Raw genomic sequence first — 18261 nt, forward strand, 5'->3', positions numbered from 1 at the left:
TAAACAATCAACGTCCCATCCTGAGGTCAACGGTTTGGCGTTTCGTGAACGTGCATGCACTTTGCTTCTGTCTGACGATGGTGAAGGCGTTGATTGTCAATCCCGGCTGACTCAAATGGTGGGGCAATGTTTAATTAGCGACTTTGTTCTCCATTTGCGTCGGCACCGAGTATGACTTCTGACCGATCGACTCAGGTACGCCACCAGCGTCCCCGATTCGCCAATTTTCCCTTCGATCCAACGTCGCTTCCGTTCTTTTATGGGACCGTGGTGCTGGTGTGTGGGACCTTGGGGGTGTTGGCGAGTGCGCCCGGTCAGACGGTGGGCGTTTCGGTATTTACCGACTTTTTGATCGACGCTCACCAATTGTCGCGGAGTTGGATCAGCTTTGCGTATTTGGCCGGAACGATCGGCAGTGCGTTGTTGATCAGTCGAGCGGGACGGTACTACGACCGATTCGGCGGTCGATGGGTATCGGCCGGCTCCGCCGCGATGTTGGCAATCGTTTTGACGGGAATGAGTATTTCGGACGAGATCTCGGGGGCGATCGCGTCGATTTTTCCGAGCAATTTCCGAGACGGCGTCTCCGTTGTTGTTTTGACGCTCGGGTTCTTTGCGATGCGTTTCTTTGGCCAGGGGATGTTGACGTTATCCTCCCGCAACATGGTGTTGGAGTGGTTTGAACAACGACGTGGTATGGCCCTGGCTTTCATCGGGATCTCAATCGCGTTCGGCTTTTCGATCACACCGCCGTTCTTTGAGTGGTTGATCCAGAAGGGTGGATGGGCTTGGGCATGGCAGGTGATCGCGATGATCGTCGCTGCGTTTTCGTTGGTCGCGGTTTGTTTTGCGCGAGCACGTCCCGAGCAACATGGGATGCTGCCCGATGGTCCGTTTGCGAATGAGAATCGGAAGACACACGCGGAAACTCTGACCGGGCGGCATTTCACGCTTGCCGAGGCCAGACGCACGTATTCATTTTGGGTCTTTACGTTCAGCGTCGTGTTGTCGGGTTTGCTACTAACTGCGTTCTCGTTCCATGTCGTCTCAATCTTTGGTGACGCGGGAATGTCGCGAAGCCGAGCGGTTGCGATCTTCGTTCCCGCGGCGTGCGTCAGCGTCGTTGTTGAATTCGTTGGCAGTTGGCTCAGCGATTTCGTCAAACTCAAGTATTTGGCGATGGTGCAATCGACCGGCAGTTTAATGTTGGCGTTGAGTTTGTCGTTTTTGGATGCCAGCCTTTCTGTCGTGTTTGTGGTATTGGGAATGGGGCTGATGCAAGGAATGTTCGGCATCATTTCAGGGGTGACATGGCCTCGATTCTTTGGCCGCATGCATCTCGGAGCGATCTCCGGTTTCTCGACTTCGATCGTCGTTGCCGGGACGGCGGTCGGTCCGTATCTGTTTAGCGTCGCTCACGACCAAGTCGGCGCGTACCGGCCGGCAACCTTGCTGTGCGCCGTCGCCGCGATCGTGTTGATCGCAGCCTCATGGCGAGCGGATCGTCCGGAGTAGCAACGAGATCGGCGGTCGACGGAGGGCTAGTTCGCGGCGGTCAAAACCGCGTCGGTTCGCGTGCGATAGAGGAACGCGTCCGACGTGAGCAGCGACACAATCAATGCTTTCATGCTGCCGTTAGATTCTTTGTACGCTCGATACGCTTCCTGCAAGACAGGGGCGTCGTTGAGGGTTTCGTTTCGGCCCATCCAGAATCGAAAAGCATGACGCACGAAGACTTGCTCGGCCCGTTCGCTGTCGGCGAGTCGTTGAATTAATTCAAAAGCGTTGGCGACTTTTCCGTCCAGCGTTGGGTCGCCTGAGTCGATGATCTCGCCAGTCGTGTCGACGGGTTCTTGTTGTTCGAATTCTCGATACAAACCAGCGTGGTTGTACATTTCAAACGGTAGGCCCAGCGGGTCCATCTTTTGGTGACACGTCCAGCAGTAGTCTTCGCGGGTGACACGCATCCGTTCGCGAAGCGTGCTGTGTGGTTCGTCAGGCAGCATCGCGTCGACCGTGATGGGGACGTCCGGGATGCCGCCACCGATCAATCGTTCTTGAATCCAGCGTCCGCGACGGATGGCGTGATTGTCCATCGCATCGGAGTGGGACACGAGCCAACTCGGATGGGTCAGGATGCCTAAACGTTGACCTTCGGGAGCGGTCGCTAAGACTCGCTCTGGATCCATTGAACCGTTGCCAAAACTCCGCCGGCTCACACGAGCGAAAATGGGGGGGCCCGTTAAGTCAGCTTCCGAGACGCCATGATTGATCTTCGACTTTCTCTGAGCTGGCTTGGCTTTGGGCGGTTCCTTGTCGGGGTTTTCCTTCTTCCACGCGGCCAAGGCGAGTGCTTGTTTCTTTGCCTCTGCCTTCTCGGCGGCGATGGACGCCGCAACCTCATCTCGCGTTCGTTGTCGACCGAAATAAAGGTTATCAGATTTGCCTGCCACAACTTTATCGGTCGTCAGCAATTGCTTAAGCACATCCCTGTCTTCTTGGAGAACAAGCTCGACCAAACGATCGGTGCTTGCCGTGGCGTCGAACATCGCGGTGTAGTGAGCAGTTCCGGTTGCCTTGGCACCGGTCTCACTCAAAGCTTTGGTGTCTTTGCAAATGTAGCCGCCAAGGTCGTAGTCGAAATAGTCGCGAAAGAATCGCAGGATCCGCGGTTTGCGAATGCTCTCGTCTGCTAGCATCCGCGTGACCTCTCGTTTGACGTCTTCACGCGTTCGCATGCGTCCTTCAACAATCGCGAGTCGAAGTTCCTCGTCGGGTTTGATGTAGCGGAGGGCGTGATTAACAGCCAGCCCGAGTTCCCAGTCCTGCAACATGACGCGGCCGTATTCATCCGCTTTGCCGGTTTCCGCTAGCTCGGGTCGGAAGAGCGCGTCACGATCGAGAAAAATGGATGAAAGTCCGAGGACGGCGCCGTCATAGTTGCCGAGCTTTTCGATCGACTGTTGGAGGATCGCCAGGTAAGCATTCGACTCCGCTTCGCTCGGTGGCCGAAAGGTCAACGCCTCGAATAAGAAGTCAACGGCCGCACGTGCACGTTCTTCGGTAACCTCGTCTTCCTTCATGAGGTCATAGACGGGGGTTAAAGGGCGGACGATTTTCGTGCTGTAGGTCAGGCTCGTCGGGAGACCTCGCAGATCGCCCCGCATTTTGTCGGCGATTGAGTTGGGGTCGTCGGTAATCTGGTACGGCTCAGCGATGCTGAGCGGCCCCTCTGCCATGTAGCGAATGATATCGCTAGCGATCCCCATAATCTGAGTCGCTTCGGCGCTGTTGACGGTATAGAAGTCAGGGTAATTTTCGAGGCCGTGAGTTCGGGCCGACGACAAAACAGCGGGAACGCTCTTGACGGCCGTGGCGTAGGCGACGGTCCCGCCCTGCCATTTGATGATGCGATCGGTACCGAAGTAGAGTTTGAGTTCGCCGCCGTGGTTGGTGGGGACGAAATCGCCGTGGGTGCGGAGCCCAGGTGTGGCGGGGGCGTATTCCGGTTCGGTGTTAATCAGCTCGTTGAGCCGTGTGATGTGCTCTTGAGGGGTCACACGCCAGATGCGTGCGGGCGACGACGTTGGCTTTAGTTTGATTCCTTCGGGCAAGGGACCAAACAGCAGCTCGTGATTGAGGAAGTTTCCTTTTTGAGGATCGCGATGAAGGCTGAATCCGCCCTTGTCGTGCATCACTCGTGTGAGTTCGCTGACGATCCAATCGGAAAACTGCAGACGCTCGATCACCTCCGGCTCGGACATGTCCGGCGGCGGCATTTCTTGCAAGCTGACTTGAGCCCAGACACTCGTCCACACGCTGGCGTTGATCTCATCGACTGGGCCGATGCCCTCGAGTGTCAGGTCGCCTTCGGGATCGGACTCGCCGTGGCAATCGACGCAGTAGTTGGTGAGAAACGGTTCCACAAAATCGGCGAAGTCTTTGTGGACGGGATCGCCGGGGGTGTAGGTTTCGGCGTTGGCCAGTGAAACGATTCCGACCAGGGCCATCGCAATTGCGAGCAATGGTGTGTTCCGAAGTTGACGCGTAAGAGAACGACGTCTGGCGTTGCTAGTTAGTTGCGGATCCCGAGCTGCCTCTTTCGCCCGCAGGCCATTGATCAAGTAAATGGCGTCGCGTTTCACTTCACTCTCCTGTTGAGCGGATGCAATACGGTTTTCAGAGCTGGCTTGCTGTTCCCGCGAATCGCGAAGCTTGGAAACACGCAGGACCTTGGTGGGGAAAGGCAAACGCGACGCGGTTTTTTCACCAATCCCGTTGGATACTCCAGCCGAACGAATGGACCGAACAACCCCACGCGACGCGGTCGAGCGTGGGGAACCAAGATCAAATTGCAAAGTCCTCGCCATGCCTATGCCAGTACTTGCTTGAGCGGTCCGTTACTGTCGTCGAACTTCATCGCCATCTTGTCATCCATGTTGAAGCGGTCGCAGTTCTGGCCCGCGGCACGCAACAGCGATGTGTAGAGTGCGTTGATCGGTCGTTTGCCGTCGATTTGCGTGAAGCATCCGCTCTTAAACGCACCGTCGAGGTTGCCGAGCAACATGACGGGCCAGTTGGCGCCGTTCGTGTGCTGCTTGTCGGCGTTGTTGCTCGTGTAGACGATCACCGTGTTGTCCATCATCGTGCCGCTGCCTTCGGGCACGCTTTCCAGTTTCTCCATGATCCGCACGAGCATGCGGCTGTTGTACTGGCGAATCTTGATCCAAATCGGGTTGTCGGGTTGGGGCATGTGACCAAGGTTGTGCCCTTGTTGTTCGACGCCGAGTCCCTTCCATGCGCCAAAAATCTCACCACGACCTGAACCAATCGTCAGTGTGCTGGTAATGCCCGACGTGAGGGCCGAGATACCAAGGTCCAACAGGCAGTCGTGCCAGTCGGTTTCGAATTCAGGATTCGTGTATCGTTCATCTACCGTCGGGGCATACTTGCGAAGGTGATCCGAAACGGTGTCGAGACGCTCGCGAAGACCGTTGACTTCTTGGAAGCCTTGGACGTATTGCCCGTAGCGTTGTTGGTCAGCGGCGGGGAGGAATTGTCCTTTGGCGGCGGCAAGGTTTTCGATTTGACTCAGCACGCTCGATCGGGCTTCGTGTTGCATGCGAATGTCGCCCGACGAGATGCCACCGTAAAGCATCTGATAGAGATGGTTCGGATTCGAATGCATGAAGATCGGCTGACCGGCACCACTGGCCGACAGCGTCGCGATTGTCGGCTTGGTCTTCATGTTCTCGATCGAGTCCATGCCGATGCAGAGATGAGGCAACAACGTCTGCGGCAGAACTTTGCTCAGTTCGTAGTCGATCGTCGAAGCGCTCGGTGGCACACCATCGCTACCACGATAACCGCCCAATGCACCAAAGAAGGCACTGTGTGAGGGACTGGTGTGAAGTCCGTGCAGACCATTGATGATGTGCAGCCGTTCTTTGTATGGCTCGAGCGGGCTGATCGGTTCGGGGAGTTTGGCTTTCGCTAGCGAACCGCTGCTCTTCATTCCGGCGGGAATGCAGGTTTTGGGATCGAAGCCCTGATTCTGCATGAAGAAGATGACTCGCTTGGGAGTCGTGTTCTGAATCGGTGACGCAAGGAGACGCTCCGGGAATAGCGAGGCACCAAACGCGGCACCGGTGCTGGCTGCGAGTCCTTGCAGCATTTTTCTACGGCTGAGCATGATCGAACTTTCAACGTGTTTGACGGTCGATTGTCGTGATTCAGGATGCCTGGCGAGACTGAATGTCCGAGTAGGCGATGCCTTGGGAAGTCACACAACCCGAGGCCGGGAGATAACAGCGGAACGCGAGCGTGGGCTGCCAGGGTGTGGTGGGGGGAGGAAGGAGGGCGGGGTGGTCGGCAGATGCCTGACGTGACTCTCTCTATTCTAGCCATCCCGACAACCGCCGCAACAGAGTTTTCTTGTCAGTTTTGCAAGGGGAATTCGATAGCTCGCTTCTGAGGCGATATCGGTCTGATGTCTCCCACTGTCGCGACATCGCTCACGATTGACGAAGCGGTGGTGGTTCTGTCGGGGGCTGGGTGGCTTTTGGGTGTGGTTTGACTGTGCGCTGATTGTTTGAAACAGAAGGATTTCTAACAAGATATCACGGTTTGTGACGGTTTATATTGGTCGGTCCGCGTTATCTATTAAGCAGGTCTGCAGGAATNNCGGCCTACGCCGAACCGATCACGATCACCGGAATTCTCGTTATACCGAATCACTTGTATGTACCTGCTTAGTCACGATCGTGACGACAGGCAAATGCCACGGACGTGAGTCCGTGGTTTTGGGAAAACAAAGTGAAGCAACTCGCAACGCGACGACACAAAGTCCATGCGTGCGCACGAATGGATCACCGGTTGCGGCATCTGTCATCGCTTCGCGACTTGGGATGTGTGGAGGCGACGTCGACCCCGGACTCGCGTCCGCGGCTTTCTCCTGCCGTCGCTATCGCGACTTGGAATGGAAGCGTTACTGGCGCGGTCCTGTATTTTCACGTCTTCGCAACAAATTAACAGTCCAGGCTAACGCCCAAATGGCTCATAGGATTTTGCCCAATTAGTCCTGCCTACCCGCCTAGCACGCATCGATCAGTACCCTTGCTGGCCGCTGGATCAAGGGTGTTTTCTGGCGAGGCGAGTAGGAATCAATGTGCGTTTGAATGCGTTCAACGGATGCGTGTTGTACGCCGATGGAGTGTGTGGTTTGCCACACGGGCGGCGTAGCTCTCTTGGACTTTCGCGTGCACTGTTTAGATACAGTGGCTTGCAAACGTCTTGACGACTCTGCCTACTCGAGCGTGTTGGTGGTGCGTTGGATGATCTCGATGACTTCGGGCCAGCGTTCGCCATCGGCGGAGTACAGGTTCGTGGACGCCAGTGCGACGCCGGAGCCATCGGGGAATTCGACTTGTATGGTGTCGTCGATCACCTCGCGTCGCACGGCGTCTTTCAGGTGTGCGATCCAGTTCGTGCCGGGTAAGTATCCGTGGATGGATTCGGGAGTGATCCAGCCCCACATCCTGAAGATATAGGGATCGGGAGCGGCGCGTAGGAAGTCGTTTTTGAAAACCCAGTAAATCAGACCTTGAGACGCAGCTATGAAGGCCAATGCGGTTGGAAAGCCGAAAAACCAGAGCAAGTTGATCGCGACCGCCCAACTCGCCAGTGTGACCCAGTTAAGGATCTTCATCCGACGTGATTCAGCTTGCGTTAGCGGCGGTTTGAGAGGCACAAACGATTGGAAGCGGATCGCCCCTTCAGGCGTTTGGTCCCATTCAGGTACGACTTCCACAATGGCGGGTTCGGTGGCGTTCTTGCGATAGCGAGCCAGCCTGTTGTGCAGGGCGTCGATTGGGCAGTTTTCGATGCATGCGGTCGGGATGACGATTGTCGTGGGAACGCCGTTGTGCCATCCCAACCTGATGCCTTTGGGTGTTACACCAACGTCGGTGAACGCCGCCCATGAAATCTGGTAGTCACGCTCGCCTGCATCGGAACGATATACCAATCCAAAGTCGTTGATGCGTCCGTCGACCGGACCAATGATCCCCGGGGGCTGTTTGGCGAGGCGGCGGGCACGTTGCTTTCGAGAGAACCACCAATTGACTAGCGTGAGGGTGCCGATGATCGCGATGCCGAAGCCGAGCATCGGTAACGCTTTGGCGGCATCGTTGAAATGGGCGGCGGCAAAGATGAGCGGAAGCACCCCGGTGAGGATTCCGCCGAGTAGGCTCACGATTTGTAGGACTCGAAACAGCCACGGGGTTCCGATCAACGCGACGAGGTCATCAAAGCTGACATGGCCATGTAATTCAATCGTCCCTTCACTGCCGGTGCCAGCCGATTCGTCGATGGACGTCGGCGGCTGGTAAGGATTCGGCGCGTCGGTCATGTCGAGATATCCGTAGCGTTGCGATCGAAATCGAAGGCGTCATCGAGATCGTCTGATCCCAAATGACGCCTTCGTGTTACGATGTGCCGGTTACTTTCGATATCGTCGATCGGACGGGTTTCCGCCGGACATCAGGTATCCCATTAGATCACGAACTTCGCTGGCATTCATGCCGTCAAGTAATTCGAGTGGCATTTGCGAAATCGGTGAGGGGACCACTTCTTCGACGTCATCGGCATCGACCTCGATCGGTTTCGCGTCGGGCTGCATCGGATAGACGGTCAGGTCGCCTCCGTCACGTTTGATCACGAGTCCGGTCAGCAAGGTGCCATCGGCGAGTAGCACCGTGGATGAGCCGTATTGGTCTGAGATCACTTTGCTCGGATCAATAATCGCTTCCACCACGTACTTCATGTCGAATTTGCTTGGGATGCTGGTCAGGTCGGGGCCGATGTTGCCGCCCAAGCCGGCGAGCCGATGGCAAGACGCACACTTTCCGCTGAAGTAAAGCGAACGCCCTCGTTCGAAATCGGGTTTCCCCTTCGATGCCGCGGCCAGAGCCGACGCGATGTCCCATTTATTGCCAGGTCCTTTGATCGGAGCGATCTCGAAATCAGGAATGGGATTAAAATCTTCGCCGGTGATTTCATTAAGTGCCATGCGTTCTTCATCGCTGCAGTTTGCAAGGGCTTCATCGCGGATGCGTGTTAGGTATCCCGGAAAGCTTGACCCACCAGACGTCTTGGCGGCTTCATTAAGAAACAGGAAATATTCGCGACGCAAATCAAGGTTCCAGCCTTCGCGAAGGTTTCGCAGCAGGAACGCGATCATGATTTCATGCGACGGTGGCGGGTTATCAAGCATCCGTTTGACCGCGCCGCCGTAGCGGCTGTTTCGCGATGCCAATGTTCCCCAGTCGGGCATCTCCGGCGCACTGCGTTGTTGGATCAAAGCGACGGCTTTGGATGCGACCTTGGGGCTCTGTAAGAACGTGAGCACGCGGATGAGTTCCACGTTGACGTTTGGCACACTGCTCGGCATCAGCGGTTCGAGCTGCGCGAGGATTTGATCCCGCTGTTCTTTAGTCGGCCTATTGAGCTGCATGAAGATCAAAGCATAAGCACGTAGAGCTCCGAGCTGTTCGCCTTCGCTGAGTTCTTCGATACGAAGTTGCAGCAGATTCTGGAGCAGTGGTGCGGCATGCTCGGCAACGCCCTGACGGGCGAGTGCGACGGCAGCCGTGATCGCAGATTGGCCGTGCGTTTCGGAGATCGCACGATCAGCCCAGGTTGAAACAGGTTGGCTTTCGATTGCGATTCGTGCCGCATGGCGAATGAATCGATCCTTGCTCGCGAGGTGTGGCCAAGCGGCCGCGACTGCGGATGCGTCTTCGACGCCGTGGAAGGCTTCGAGGGAACAGCGTAGCTCGCGAGCGGCAACGTTCGCTGGATTGGTGTCCGTCGGCGGTGCGGTGGATTCGTTGCCGACGTAACGGACTTGGAAAAGTGCCGATTCGGTGCCGCGACCACCGACCGCGAAATACAACGCCCCGTCGTGTCCGACGACCGCGTCGGTTACGGGCAGCGGAGCGCCGAAAGCAAACGGTTCGGCTTCACCGACGTAACTCGCACCGGACGGTTTGAGGTGGATCGCGTAGATCGTTCCGAACGTCCAATCGAGAGCGAAGATCGCGTCTTGGTAACGCGTCGGGAAATGCGTTCCCTTTCCGTAGATGACTCCCGTCGGTGAGCCGGGGCCGATGTCGACAACGGGTGGCAGGCTGTCTTCGTAATAGGTCGGCCATTTGCCGCTGCCGCTTCGCCATCCGAAATCTGCTCCACTAACCACATGGCATATTCGCGTCGGGCGATACCATGGTGCGCCCATGTCCCATTCCATGTCGGCATCGAACGTGAACATGTCGCCGAATCGATTCAGCGCTATGTCGTATTGGTTGCGAAAACCGATCGCGTGCAGCGTTTGCGTTTTGGATTCCGGGTCGAGACGGGTCACCCATCCGCCGGGAGCGAGCAATCCGCGGGCGTGACCGTTGGAGTCCCACATCCGTGGCAACAGCAAACCCTCGTACCATGTCGGTACACGGCTCGACACGATGTCACCTCGCGGCGCGTGATTGCCGCCGTCCATGTAGATCGCTTTGCCGTCTTCGGTCACGATGACGGCGTGGTTGCCGTGTTCGCCGCCGCCAGTGCCACCGGGATACGTTTCCGAGGTATCGAGACGGTCGTCTCCATCGCTGTCCGTCAGCCGAAACAGGTTCCCGCCGTTGCGGTGAAACCAGAGGCTGTCAAACGCCCAAACGAGGCCTTGGGCGCCCGACAAATTGGCGAGCGGACCGACGGAGACTTTCTCGACGATGGGCTCATGGTTTTCTTGCAAAGTGACGCGGTAGAGTCCTTTGTCTGCTTGGTCGCATGCATAAATGCGGCCTTGGGGATCGATCGCGATCGACACCCAGCTGCCTTGGGTTTCCGGGATGCTGTAGACGCGATTAACCACGAATCCGGGCGGCACCATGATGTTCTTGGCGTGCAAGGGATCGGCGTTGCCGCTGCTCGATTCAGCATTGCGAAATCCCGGGATTCCCCATGGAGCCGCGCCGAGCTTCTTTCCCGCGACGGCGGTTTGCCACTGGGAATCATCGAGCGTCGTGGTTTGCCAGTCTTCAACGTGAGACTCGCTTAATTTCCAAGTCGCATCCGAGACAACCGACTGCTTTTTTCCGTCCTTGGTCTCAATCAGCAACTTGAACATGAACGCTGCGACGCCGCCCTGATTGGCACATTCAGCGGCGATGACGTTTCTTCCGGAGGTCACCAGTTTGGTAACGTTTTCTTGCAGCGGTTTTTCCCACGCACTTGAATTGCCAGCGGGTTTACCATTGATCGATAGCTTCAGTGAGTTGTCACAGGTCGTGTAGAGCTGCGCCGATTTCACGTCGCCGGTGATTTCGAACGAATGACGTAGCCAGATCTTTTGGTTGGGCTTGGATTGTTTTGCCCAAATCCAGATGGGAGCCGGATCAGTTGTCAACCAATCACTGCCCTGGAGAACCGGCTGCTCGATCGAGTCGGCGGAGACTTCTTTGGGGGCAGCTTGATGGATCGCTGCGGAGAGTGTGGCCTCGGCATCTTGTCCGGAGAGTTGACGCAGCAGCAAGCTGCGGAATTCGACCTTCATCGCGGGGCCGGCGTGCAGTTGCAGACCAAGCTTGCCGGAGGTTGGAGCGTCTTTGTGGTGATCGGTCAGGTCGAGCGTCGTGATGCCGTTGACTTGGTGGATGATCCGTTTGCCGACAGCGATGATCCGCAGGTCGTTCCATTCTTCAGCGATCAAGTTTTTATCATTTCCGACTTTGCCGATGACTTTCTTGTTGCCATCAGGCGAGATCATCACGCGTTGGCCTCGGGTCGCGATGATGCCGCGTCCGGTTCGCTCGCCGTACATCATCCCAAAGTATTCCTGTTTGGGGTGCAGGTCGGCTTGGTAACCCGCCAATGCAAAGTTTTCAGCATCGACGAGTTTGCTGCGGTATTGGACGCCTGAATTATTGCCTTCGAAGCGGACCTTGCAGCGAAACTCGAAATCACCGACATCACCGCCCTGCCAAATAAGGAATGTGTTTCCTTTGGTGGGATGTTCTGGCGTCGTTTGGCCGACGATCGCGCCGTCAGCGACGGACCAGAATGAGTCAAGTCCTTCCCATCCGTTGAGCGTTTTCCCGTCGAAGAGGATTTCGAATTGAGAGGTGACGGGCGTTGGAATGTTGGGTTCGTCGGCGTAGAGAAAGCCTGTCAGCAGGAACAAGCAGAGGCCAGCGAAACGCGCTGACGCCGGACACATCGTGGGCATAAAGATGCTCTTGTGGTCGGTAGGGTGGGCGGGGTTGAAGGCGGGGAAACTTGTGATTTAGCGGTCAACAAGTTCCGCAGTAAGGTATTTGGTCTATAGATGGGGTGCAAGCATCACAGTCTGTTTTGGCCGCAATTGGGGCCTTACGACGTGGGGTTCGGGCCCTCCAACCGGGCGACGGCGGGGGGTGCCTCGACGAAGTTCGGCTCGGTTCGTACCATTCCTGAGGAAATTGGACGCCGTTTGGGGGCCGCGTGAGAGCGAAATGGCTTCGTGAATTCCGTCTGAAATCCTCGGGTAAGGAATTTTGGCGAATCCCACTGCTGTTTCGCCCGACATACCGTCGTCCGCCCCAATCAATCATTCACAACATTCAGGACTCGCCACTCATGGCTGATTATTTAGAACCAGGAACGAAAGCTCCCGCGTTCACTTTAAAAGATCAAGACGGGAACACGGTGCGATTGAAAGACTTGGCCGGCAATCCCGTCGTGTTGTATTTCTACCCCCGGGATAACACACCTGGATGCACGAAAGAAGCGTGTGCGTTTCGCGACCGTTACGACGAAATGAAGGCGACCGGAGCACAGTTGTTTGGGATCAGCACGGACTCAGCCGAAAGCCATATCAAGTTTCGTGAAGATCACTCGTTGCCGTTTCCGTTGTTGGTCGACGCGAATCATGCGATGAGCGAAAAATACGGTGCGTGGCGAGAGAAAAACAATTACGGCAAGAAGTCGATGGGCATGCAGCGATGCACTTATGTTCTCGATGGTTCCGGTAAAGTTGTCAAAGTTTGGAAACGCGTCAAAGTCGACGGTCACGATCAACAAGTGATCAACGTGCTCGCTGAGTTGGAATCAAAATCGTGAACGAAAAGTATTGCATCGGGATCGACCTCGGGACGACCAACAGCGTCGTTGCCTACACCGTCGCCAAGGATAACGAAGGCGAATCGGCAGTGGCGCATCGCGACGATCCGCCTGAAATTCAGTTGCTCCCGATCCCACAGATCGTTGGGCCGGGCCAAGTGGAGTCGCGTACGTCGTTGCCGTCGTTCCTGTATCTGCCGCGCGAGAACGAAGTCGATGCACTGCGGATCGACCCATCGACGCTGTCGCACGGGGAGGCTCCGACTTCGTTCCCCGATCCTAGCGAGGGTGTCGTCGGTGTCTACGCGCGGCAGCAATCGGCCGATAACCCGCAACGGGTCGTCGTCGCGGCCAAGAGTTGGTTGTGTCACGCCAAGATCGGCCGCACGGATGCCGTGTTGCCTTGGCAATCACCGAGCGAAGTGCCGAAGGTGTCGGCATTCGAATGCACGCGGCGGTACCTGCAACATTTGATCGCGGCATGGCACGCCGCGTTCCCCGACGCGCCGATTGATCAACAGCAAGTCGTTTTGACGGTGCCCGCGTCGTTTGACCCGGCGGCACGCGATTTGACCCGCCAAGCGGCAATTGAGGCGGGGCTGAGTGATCAGTTCGTGCTGCTCGAGGAACCGCAAGCGGCCGTTTATCGTTACTTGGCGTCGACGGGCGGCTCGTGGCGGGAGTCAATGAAGCCCGGCGATACGTTGTTGGTCGTCGACGTTGGTGGAGGGACGACCGACTTGACGTTGGTCGGTGTCGGGGAAGACGACGGCGATTTTGTGCTGCGTCGGCATGCCGTCGGTAATCACCTGCTGGTCGGTGGCGACAACATGGACTTGGCGTTGGCTTATCAAGCGTCCGCGAAATTCCGCGAGCAAGGCCACGACCTCGATCCTTGGCAGAGCACTTCATTGTGGCACGCTTGCCGTGATGCCAAAGAAAGGCTGATGTCCGACGACGGTCCCGAGGAGCATTCGATCTCAGTGCTCGGTCGTGGCAGTTCATTGATCGGCGGAACGATCACGATCGCGATGTCAAAGTCTGAAGCGGCGGCGACGTTGGTCGAGGGGTTCTTCCCGATGTGCGGTTCCGATGAGCGGCCGCAGATGAACGTGCAAAGTGGTTTCCAAGACATCGGGTTGCCATACGAATCGGATCCGGCGATCACGAAACAGGTGGCAGCATTCTTAGCCGACCATTTGAACTCGGGAGAAGTTTCGGAAGCCGAACACGAAGGCCGTGGATCGTCGGTTACCCACCTATTACTAAACGGCGGCGTGTTTCGCGCCGATTCGATCCGCTCGCGGTTGGAGTCGACTGTTGCGAGCTGGTTCGATGATTCGCCGACGTTGCTCAGCGGTGCGGCGGATTTGGACCATTCCGTCGCGATCGGGGCGGCTTTTTATGGATGGGCGAAAACCTCCGGCGGGATCCGCATTCGCGGCGGAACGGCGAAGTCGTATTACATCGGAATCGAGACTGCGGGATTGGCGATTCCTGGTGCCCCGCGGCCGTTGCGGGCTGTTTGCGTCGCCGCTCAAGGGATGGAAGAGGGCAGCGAAGCGGAAGTTCCCGGCGAAGAAGTCGGTGTGGTCGTCGGTACCCCGGCGCGGTTCCGATTCTTTTCGTCAACAACTCGCCCGGGGGACCTCCCCGGCGCCAGGCTGGATCGTTGGTCGCCTGAGGATTTGCAGGAGAGCGAGCCGATCGAGTTGACGCTGGAGGATGATGGCCAAGAAGCCGGGGGGGATTCGGCGGGATTGCCATCGCGGCCGTTTGTCCCGGTGCGGTTTCAATCGCGAGTGACCGAATTGGGGATGTTCGAGCTGTGGTGTCACGGCAGCCAGTCGGATCGGAGATGGAAATTGGAGTTTAACGCAAGATCCTAGCTGGAGGCCGACCTGGGGGGCGGTGGAGGACGCCGGCAAAATCGCCGCCCTAGCGGGGGACGTTGACGGTCACGCGGGCTGTGAGTTTCCCGGGCCCGCTGTTGCTTCGCTTCGGGGATACTCGATGGGGGATATGATTTTGCCCGTCGTTGAAACCTGCTATGATTTCGCATAGACCACTTTTTCCAAAGGCGACCATGCTGACCAAGCAAAAAAAACTCATTCTGACCGACGCCCAACGCGATATGATGCGACGAGCCGGCCAAGCGAACGGCGAATTGATGGATTTCGTCCGTCCGCACGTCAAGGCTGGCGTTACGACCAACGAAATTGACCGTCTCGTTCACGATTGGACTTACGATCACGGCTACAAAGCAGCGACGCTGGGGTATCAAAAATTCCCCAAGTGTTGCTGCACAAGCGTGAACGAAGTCATCTGCCACGGAATCCCGGACGATTACGAGCTGCAAGAAGGCGACATTGTTAACGTCGATATCACGACCATCGTTGACGGATGGCACGGCGACCAAAGTGAAACCTTCATCATCGGCGAAACCACCGAAGAACGTCGTGCGGTGGTGCAGTGTGCGTTTGATTGCATGCACATGGCGATCGAAGCGTTGACGCCCGGTTGCCGGGTGGCGACGATCGGTGAAACCGTCGTCCCCGAAGCCCATCGTCGTGGCTTTACGGTCGTTCGCGAATACGTCGGCCACGGTCTTGGACGTCAATTTCACCTCGATCCGTCGATCCCTCACTTCCCCAACCGCCAAAGTCGGATCGATCGGCTGTTCCCGGGAATGTGTTTTACCGTCGAGCCCATGATCAACGCGGGTAGCCGATATACGAAATGCGACAAAGTGGATGGTTGGACAGTTCGAACGAAGGACGGTCGGCCGTCGGCGCAGTTCGAACACTCGATCTTGATGACGGAATCGGGGCCAGAGATTCTGACATTGACCAAGAATGGGCCTCAAAAGGGGCACCGGTTCTAGGCCGGTCGGATTTATGCTGCCACGCAATCTGACGATCATCTGTATCACGTTGGTCGTTTCGACCGCTTGTCATGTCCTGCAGCAGCGAACGCACACCGCGTTGCTGGTCGGCGAAGCGTTGGAGATGATCGATCGATATTACGTCGAGCCCGTCGATGATCGACAATTGATCCTGTCGGCACTTGCCGGCATGACGGCGACGTTGGACCAACACAGCGAGTTCATCCCGCCGGTCGAGTATCGCGCCTTTCAAGACACGATCCAGCAGGAGTTCGCGGGGATCGGAATCTATGTCGATCAACCTTCGACTGACGGCCCGGTCCGGGTGATCACGCCTCTGGTAGGCTCGCCCGCTCTCGCGGCGGGGGTTTTGCCTGGAGATGAGATTATCGAGGTCGATGGTGAAGTCGTCGCGACGTTGGATATCCGCGAAGTCAGCGAACGATTGCGGGGCCCGGTCGGCACAACGGTCGACCTGACGCTGCGTCGTGGCGACGAAGAAGTCAAAACGACAATCGTTCGCGATCGCATCCAAATGGAATCGGTGATCGGCGACCATCGTGACGAAAACAACAATTGGGTTTACCGGCTCGATGAAAATCCAAGGGTCGCTTACGTGCGGATGACGAGCTTCGGTGACAAAACGGTCAGCGAGCTCGAGAGCGTCCTACGGAACCTCAACAACGACTTCGACGCCTTCGTGCTTGACCTGCGGGGCAACGGCGGCGGATTGCTCAACGCGGCGGTCGAGGTTGCCGACATGTTTTTGAATTCGGGAAAGATCGTTTCGACAAAAACTCGCGGCGGACGGCTTGAAGAAGAAGCCGTTGCGACGCAGGGAACGTTGGTAAATACCAATATTCCGATGGCGATTCTGATTGATCACGATTCGGCCAGCGCCAGCGAAATTGTGACGGCGGCTTTACAGGATCACGGGCGGGCGATCGTCGGCGGCACTCGCAGTTTTGGAAAAGGCACCGTCCAGAATATTCTGCCCTTGGAATATGGCCGCAGCGCGCTACGATTAACCGTCGCCAAGTATTTCCGACCGAGTGACCAGAACATTCATCGCGGTAAAGACGACGACGAAGATGACATTTGGGGCGTCACCCCTGACGAAGGTTTGGCGATCGAGATGGATCTACCGAGCCTGCGGCGATTGATGACGTTGTGGCAGGAGGCGTCCTACCCGTCTCTCAAAGGGATTGACCGAACGGCGTTCAGTTCCATTACCACGGAAGCATCTGAGGCGGGTGGGCAGGATGACATTCCTGAAGACGCGACCGTCTGGATGCTCGACAAACCGCTCGCCGCAGTGGTGCAGCGCATGCTGCCCGAGTACCGCGTCGAACAATCGTCTGAGCCTGAAGACGATCAAGACACCGAAACGAACGAAGATCTCAACAAAGCCGCCTAGCGACTTTCACTCCTATTTAAAAAGTTTGCAAAGATGAAATCGATTGTCTACGCCGTCGCTGGTATCGCCGCTCTCGGGATCATGATCGCCCTGATCGTCTCGCCACCCACCAGCCAACCGAGTTCAACCGAGGCGTCGCAGGTATCGACCGAGCACACTGTTCTTGCAGAGCCAGGCTCGCTGACGCTGGAAGTGCCCGGCATGCATTGCCAATTCGCATGTTACCCTCACGTCAAAGAAACGCTTGAGCAAGCTTCTGGCGTTAGTGAAGTGACGCTTGCCGAACAGCCGGATCCCGATGTCTTGACGGTCAAAAAAGTGATCGTCAAATACGACGCAGGTTTCAACCTCGATGCCGCACTCGCGAGCCTCAAGCAAGAAGGTTTTGCTGAAGCCAACCTTATTCAATAGTTTGAGCGTTTCACACGGCGTCTTACTCGTCGGCCACGGCACCCGTGATTCCGTAGGGACCGAGGAGTTCTTTCAGTTGAGCGATCGTTTGGCCGTGCACCTGCACGGCGCAGCGATCGTACGTCCGTGCCTGCTCGAGTTCCAAAAGCCGAACATTGCCGAGGCATGGAACTCGCTGATGGAGTGCGGCTGCACGGAAGTAACAGTCGCTCCATTGCTGTTGTTTTCCGCTGGGCATGCAAAGTCCGATATCCCGGACGAAGTCGAATCTGCGCGGGCGTCTTCCCCACGGGGTGAATCCGTTCGGGTTCGCTATGCCCGGCCGATCACCCGCCAAGCGGACATGATCGCAGCCGTCCGGGAACGACTTCGTCAGACTTTAGCCAAGAGTGATGCGGGGCGATCTCGACGCACCGCAATTGTGATGGTGGGCCGAGGTAGTCGTGATGTTTGTGCGACGTCGGACATGCGAGTGCTCAGCGAAACCGTCGTGATGGGACATGCCGATGGCCATTCGATCGCAGGGGAATACGTCGTGCCGCGTGCCGGGTTGCAGACGACGTTCTATGCGATGGCCCATCCACGATTGCCAGCGACTCTTGAACAAGTCGCAGGGTCCGGATTGTTCGACCGAATCGTTGTTCACCCGCATCTTTTGTTTGCCGGACGATTATACGAAGCGATCGAAAAACAAGTCGCCGATGCGGCATCGAGGTTCCCCGAAATCCGGTTTGACCTTTCGGATTATCTAGGCCCAACCGATCGCGTCGCGCAAGCAATCGCCGCACGAATCCGCTCCGCCGAGTGATCTAGGTTGTGCGGCGTATTTGAAACTTGCCGCGTTTAGGACGCTTGAGTGGGCGATAGTCTTAGCTGCTAAGCAGGTCTGCAGGAA

11 protein-coding genes are annotated in these 18261 nt (G+C 56.9%); 7 read left to right on the forward strand and 4 right to left on the reverse strand.

The genetic code is table 11. From position 1 onward, the window contains the following. Positions 1–171 precede the first annotated feature (171 nt). Complete coding sequence (locus tag NB063_RS30960; RefSeq protein ID WP_250933519.1) at positions 172–1515, forward strand: MFS transporter; 1344 nt, start codon at positions 172–174, stop codon at positions 1513–1515. A 26-nt stretch (positions 1516–1541) separates the two neighbouring features. Here the strand turns inward: NB063_RS30960 and NB063_RS30965 are convergent, their stop codons facing one another. The 4 genes from NB063_RS30965 to NB063_RS30980 all read right to left on the reverse strand — a co-directional run bounded on the left by NB063_RS30965 (position 1542) and on the right by NB063_RS30980 (position 11782). Beyond that, positions 1542–4010: a DUF1588 domain-containing protein gene (locus tag NB063_RS30965; protein WP_250933539.1), complete on the reverse strand. Its 2469-nt coding sequence runs from the start codon at positions 4008–4010 to the stop codon at positions 1542–1544. A 362-nt stretch (positions 4011–4372) separates the two neighbouring features. Next, complete coding sequence (locus tag NB063_RS30970) at positions 4373–5692, reverse strand: DUF1552 domain-containing protein (RefSeq protein WP_250933521.1); 1320 nt, start codon at positions 5690–5692, stop codon at positions 4373–4375. A gap of 1113 nt (positions 5693–6805) precedes the next feature. Further along, entirely contained in the window at positions 6806–7909 is a 1104-nt protein-coding gene (locus tag NB063_RS30975; RefSeq protein ID WP_250933523.1) for a hypothetical protein, read from the reverse strand. A gap of 90 nt (positions 7910–7999) precedes the next feature. After that, a complete protein-coding gene (locus NB063_RS30980; RefSeq protein WP_250933525.1) occupies positions 8000–11782 on the reverse strand; it encodes a family 16 glycoside hydrolase in 3783 nt (1260 codons plus the stop codon). A gap of 389 nt (positions 11783–12171) precedes the next feature. Here NB063_RS30980 and bcp point away from each other — a divergent pair, with 389 nt between their 5' ends. The 6 genes from bcp to NB063_RS31010 all read left to right on the forward strand — a co-directional run bounded on the left by bcp (position 12172) and on the right by NB063_RS31010 (position 18174). Then, positions 12172–12654: a thioredoxin-dependent thiol peroxidase gene (bcp, locus tag NB063_RS30985; RefSeq protein ID WP_250933527.1), complete on the forward strand. Its 483-nt coding sequence runs from the start codon at positions 12172–12174 to the stop codon at positions 12652–12654. Then, on the forward strand, positions 12648–14543 hold the full coding sequence (locus NB063_RS30990; protein ID WP_407652749.1) for an Hsp70 family protein: 1896 nt from the start codon (positions 12648–12650) through the stop codon (positions 14541–14543). Before bcp ends, NB063_RS30990 begins: the two co-directional genes overlap by 7 nt. 197 nt (positions 14544–14740) lie before the next feature. Then, positions 14741–15538 (forward strand): type I methionyl aminopeptidase, encoded by a 798-nt coding sequence (gene map / locus NB063_RS30995; RefSeq protein WP_250933531.1) that lies wholly within the window; start codon positions 14741–14743, stop codon positions 15536–15538. Positions 15539–15551: 13 nt separating this feature from the next. Further along, the gene (locus tag NB063_RS31000) at positions 15552–16955 is read left to right on the forward strand and encodes a S41 family peptidase (RefSeq protein WP_250933533.1); all 1404 of its coding nucleotides are present in this window, start codon (positions 15552–15554) and stop codon (positions 16953–16955) included. Between the two features lie 33 nt (positions 16956–16988). Next, positions 16989–17366, forward strand: coding sequence for a heavy-metal-associated domain-containing protein (locus NB063_RS31005; protein ID WP_250933535.1), 378 nt, complete (start codon positions 16989–16991; stop codon positions 17364–17366). Further along, complete coding sequence (locus NB063_RS31010) at positions 17341–18174, forward strand: sirohydrochlorin chelatase (RefSeq protein WP_250933537.1); 834 nt, start codon at positions 17341–17343, stop codon at positions 18172–18174. Before NB063_RS31005 ends, NB063_RS31010 begins: the two co-directional genes overlap by 26 nt. Positions 18175–18261: the final 87 nt, after the last annotated feature.

The sequence above is a fragment of the Aporhodopirellula aestuarii genome (assembly GCF_023701485.1).
Lineage (GTDB): Bacteria > Planctomycetota > Planctomycetia > Pirellulales > Pirellulaceae > Rhodopirellula > Rhodopirellula aestuarii.